This is a genomic window from Sporomusa sp. (genome assembly GCF_035561255.1).
GTDB lineage: Bacteria > Bacillota > Negativicutes > Sporomusales > Sporomusaceae > Sporomusa.
Map to the genome: position 1 here is coordinate 1 of NZ_DATMXX010000098.1, position 4,212 is coordinate 4,212.

Consider the following 4,212-nt stretch of genomic DNA (forward strand, 5'->3'; position numbering starts at 1 on the left):
GCAGGAATTGATATTATCTAAAGCAGGAATTATTATCACTGGAGATGAAGTATAATATATAAATCAGGGATCTCCTGACAGATACACAAATAAATAAATCATTATACATTCAGAGAGGACGTGACATATGTTTAACCTTAGTATGCCGGAATTGGGCCTTATCCTTGTTATTGCTTTGGTGGTGTTTGGTCCCGGGAAATTACCCGAGCTGGGTAAAGCATTAGGACGTGGCATTCAAGAATTTAAAAATGCTACAACCGAGGTTACCAAGGAAGTGACGATGCCTATAAATGAAAAACCTGCTGAGAAACAAGATGTTGTAAAATAGAGAAATGGGTAACGCGAGGATACAGGGGGCAGGGCAGCTGCCAGAGGCATTTTCAAGGAAACGCTCTTCGCTTATGATTAAAATTAATTGAATCATAAGCGAAGAGCGTTTCTATATATTCCGCATTAAGAAGTTTGCAGGCGCAGGTGGGGGTGCAAGACTTTAACGCGTTGTATATAGTTTTAGTGCAGTGAAAAATGATACATATTGACGAAATTGCAAGAATAATGTAGAATTAATGTAGAGTGATATAGAGGGTATGAGCATGAATAATCGTAATCGGCCTTTCATGGCAGAAAGTATCAAAAGTGTTGGAACGGCGGCAATGCTGTTGGCGTTGACCCGAACCATGGCAGATGAAGAATCTGTGAAAGCGATGCTTGCCGAACAGGGCTATAAAGTAGTTGTGACTGAAGTAGGCGGGAATTCAGCCTTATCTGAATTTCAGGGAAAGGTTACTAAGGCGGTACTTGGTGCTGCACTAAATACTGGAATTATCTCTAAAACGTCAACCAATTACCATGCATTGCTGCACGCGACAGATGAGGCCAAACGGGGAATTATGGTCAATGTAGCCAGCAGTGCCAGTGTCGCTGTCAAAATTGCCATTGTGCGGGACGAGCGTTGGGTTGCTGTTGCACTATTCGGGGAATCGGCGATTCATCCTTTGACTAACCACGAACGGGCTGGCCTGGGGATTATGCATTTAGGTGTGTAAGTAACTTAATATCAGAGTGAATGAGGGACAGAGTGGAATAACATTCCATCTGTCCTTTTTATGTTTTAAACCCTCTATACCACGGCAAACTATCGATAAAGGAGTGATTTATTGTGAAAGCACTGGAAGGAATACGAGTACTGGACTTAAGCCGGGTTTTGGCAGGTCCATACTGCACAATGATGCTGGCAGATTTCGGAGCAGATATTATAAAAATTGAACCACCTAATGTTGGTGATGACTCACGGGCCTTTGGACCTTTTATTGGCAAAGAAAGTGCCTATTTTATGAGTCTCAACAGAAATAAACGCTCAATTATCCTAAACTTTAAACGCCAGGCAGAGTGTGATCTGTTTAAAGAGCTTGTAAAACACGCTGATGTAGTTGTGGAGAACTACCGGCCTGGAACAATGGAGAAATTCGGTCTTGGTTACGAGGTATTAAAGCAGATTAATCCTAAACTGATCTATGCTGCGTGCTCCGGTTTCGGCCATACCGGGCCTTATCGGGATAAGCCTGCTTATGATATTATTGTACAAGCCATGGGGGGCATTATGAGCATTACCGGTGCTGAGAATGGGGAACCCACTCGCATTGGCGCCTCGGTAGGTGATGTTATTGCCGGCATGTTTACAGCATATGGTGTTATGCTTGCCATGTATCACCGGGAACGTACCGGTGAAGGACAAAAAGTTGATGTAGGTATGTTAGATTGTCAATTGGCGATACTGGAAAATGCGATAGCACGTTATGTAACATCAGGTGTAGTACCTGGCCCGTTAGGCAACAGGCATCCCTCTATTACGCCTTTCTCCTCCTTTACCGCCGCCGATGGTTTTATTATCGTCGGGGCTGGCAATGACCGCCTCTGGGAACGCCTGTGTAACATTTTAGGCCGCCCGGATTTGATAAAAGATGTACGCTTTGACAATAACAGTAATCGTACCAATAATGCGAAAGAATTGGGCGAGATCCTGAATGAAATTTTTAAGGGTAAGACAATTAATGAATGGCTGGGGATTCTCGAGGAGGCAGGGTTGCCTTGTGCCCCTATTAACACAATTGATAAGATTGTTAATGATCCTCATATCAAGGCCAGAGAAATGATTGTGGAGGTCGAGCATCCGATAGCCGGAAAACTGAAAATGCCCGGTGTGCCTGTAAAAATGTCGGCAACTCCTGGCGCTGTTGAAACCCATGCCCCGCTTCTGGGACAGCATACCGGTGAAATATTACAGGAAATTTTGGGCTGGGATCAAGAAAAAGTCAACGCATTTTTTAAAGGTGAAGACCGCTAATTGATAGGATAACCCCACTGATTTTAGTGGGGTTATTTTTATTAGCAGAACAATAAAAATATTTGAACAGTACCACTTGCCAAAATAGTTTAAGTATGTTATTATCTAAGTAAGCACCATCCTTATAGTGCCGTAGATTCAAGCCCAGTGCAGTAGGTAGGAAACTTCCCGTTTTCCGTTTGTTGCAAATTGGTTAGTTAATCTGGCAGGATAGTGTATTTCGTTTATCAAAAAAAGCTAGTCTAAATCGCGTTTGATCCATCCAGTGTAAGTAAAGTGTAGGTGTAAGATCAATTATCTTGTTTCAAAAAGTAACTTGTGTAAGCTTGGTAAGCATCGTGTGCAGTGAATGCTATAGGGATGGGCGCTCCATGTAAGGAGGAAGGTTTAGGCCTTCCTCCTATTATGTTGTATGCTGTTGTTGGGCCAGCTAGTGTAAGGAGGATGAGGACTATTGAATATATTTTTCTGGGATATTGATGGGACACTGATTAGAACATCCAAAGCGGGTTTGTTAGCCTTTTGCCAGGCAACAGAAGAGCTCTGGGATACATCAGTGGACTTTACCAACATTACCGCAGCTGGCATGACAGATAATTTTATTGCCAGGCAGATTATCCGATCAGTATTTAAGCGCGAGGCCAAACCGGAGGAAATTGATTTGCTATGCCGGCGTTACGAAGCATTTCTCCCGGCGCAGCTTGCTGCTAAACAGGGATGGGTTTTGCCCGGGGTTCAGGATATTTTGTCCCGGCTTTACGGGCAGGATGATTGTAAACTGCTGTTGTTGACAGGCAATAGTTCACACGGGGCACAGGTAAAATTAAGACACTTCAAACTGGACGGATTTTTTGATTTCTCCTGCAGTGCTTTTGCCGGGCAGTGTGAGCTTAGGGTAGATATAGCCCGCAACGCGCTGGCCACTGTCTGCTCAAACTGGGGAGATGCCAATCAACATGCAATCTACGTCATTGGCGATACACCTCATGATATCGAATGTGGTAAAGCGATTGGGGCCTATACCATTGGTGTAGCTACCGGTACATACTCTGGCGAACAATTGCAAAGCTGCTCGCCATGGTGGACTATTGACACCTTGCCGGTGCCGGACCAGTTTATAGAAAAGATAGCAGCCATAAGGCGTTAAGCCTTGTGACTGCTATCTTTTTTAATAGCCTAGCTCTTCGCCGACTACCCAGACATGAATATTAGATGCCGGCGGACGTTTATGAATGATGGTGTTCACATTACATAGCCGCGTTGGGCCCTGGCAATCAACACAGTAACCGGTTTTCACACAGGGGTTAGGGCGATTCAGACGTTTATTGTTAGCCGGTGCTGCAGTTGTCCGGATACGTTCCTGGGCCTCCTCAAGATTGTCTACAATCTTGTTAGCGCCTGTCAGCACAATAACCTTCTTCGGACCAAAGATCATTGCCGCAACCCTGTTGCCGGTGGCATCTGTGTTTACCAGCCAGCCATCTTTAGTGAGCGCATTAGTACTTGTCAGAAAAACATCACAGGTTAGCTGCTTACGCCGTATGTCTAAAATCTCCGCAGGGGTTAGACCAGGTTTATGATGACAGAAAACGGTGTTGCCACGTGCTTCTAACTTCTCGACTAACTCGAGCTGGATCAGTGTCCAAGAACCGCCAATCCCCACTGTAGCCTCTACCGGTATTTCAGACAATAGCTGTTCCAGGGCTTCAGTAGCGGTTGGGAAGTAGACGGCAGTAAATCTGTTTTTTTGTAAAGCCTCTACCGTTTGTAAAGCAAGTGTTTCAGTATGCATCGTTGTTCCTCCTAAAGCTGTGAGTAGTAGTATCTATTTATTGATATAGTCACTGTATCATGATACGATATATGTG

5 protein-coding genes are annotated in these 4,212 nt (G+C 44.4%); 4 read left to right on the plus strand and 1 reads right to left on the minus strand.

The window, feature by feature from the left end; genetic code table 11:
• Positions 1-127 precede the first annotated feature (127 nt).
• The 4 genes from VN379_RS05810 to VN379_RS05825 all read left to right on the plus strand — a co-directional run bounded on the left by VN379_RS05810 (position 128) and on the right by VN379_RS05825 (position 3,491).
• Positions 128-328 (plus strand): twin-arginine translocase TatA/TatE family subunit, encoded by a 201-nt coding sequence (locus VN379_RS05810; RefSeq protein ID WP_325531758.1) that lies wholly within the window; start codon positions 128-130, stop codon positions 326-328.
• 265 nt (positions 329-593) lie between these two features.
• Complete coding sequence (locus tag VN379_RS05815; protein ID WP_325531760.1) at positions 594-1,046, plus strand: HutP family protein; 453 nt, start codon at positions 594-596, stop codon at positions 1,044-1,046.
• 113 nt (positions 1,047-1,159) lie between these two features.
• On the plus strand, positions 1,160-2,344 hold the full coding sequence (locus VN379_RS05820; RefSeq protein WP_325531762.1) for a CoA transferase: 1,185 nt from the start codon (positions 1,160-1,162) through the stop codon (positions 2,342-2,344).
• 454 nt (positions 2,345-2,798) lie between these two features.
• Positions 2,799-3,491, plus strand: coding sequence for an HAD family hydrolase (locus VN379_RS05825; RefSeq protein ID WP_325531763.1), 693 nt, complete (start codon positions 2,799-2,801; stop codon positions 3,489-3,491).
• Between the two features lie 21 nt (positions 3,492-3,512).
• Here VN379_RS05825 and VN379_RS05830 read toward each other — a convergent pair whose 3' ends face one another.
• Positions 3,513-4,136: a lactate utilization protein gene (locus VN379_RS05830; protein ID WP_325531765.1), complete on the minus strand. Its 624-nt coding sequence runs from the start codon at positions 4,134-4,136 to the stop codon at positions 3,513-3,515.
• Between the last annotated feature and the right edge of the window lie 76 nt (positions 4,137-4,212).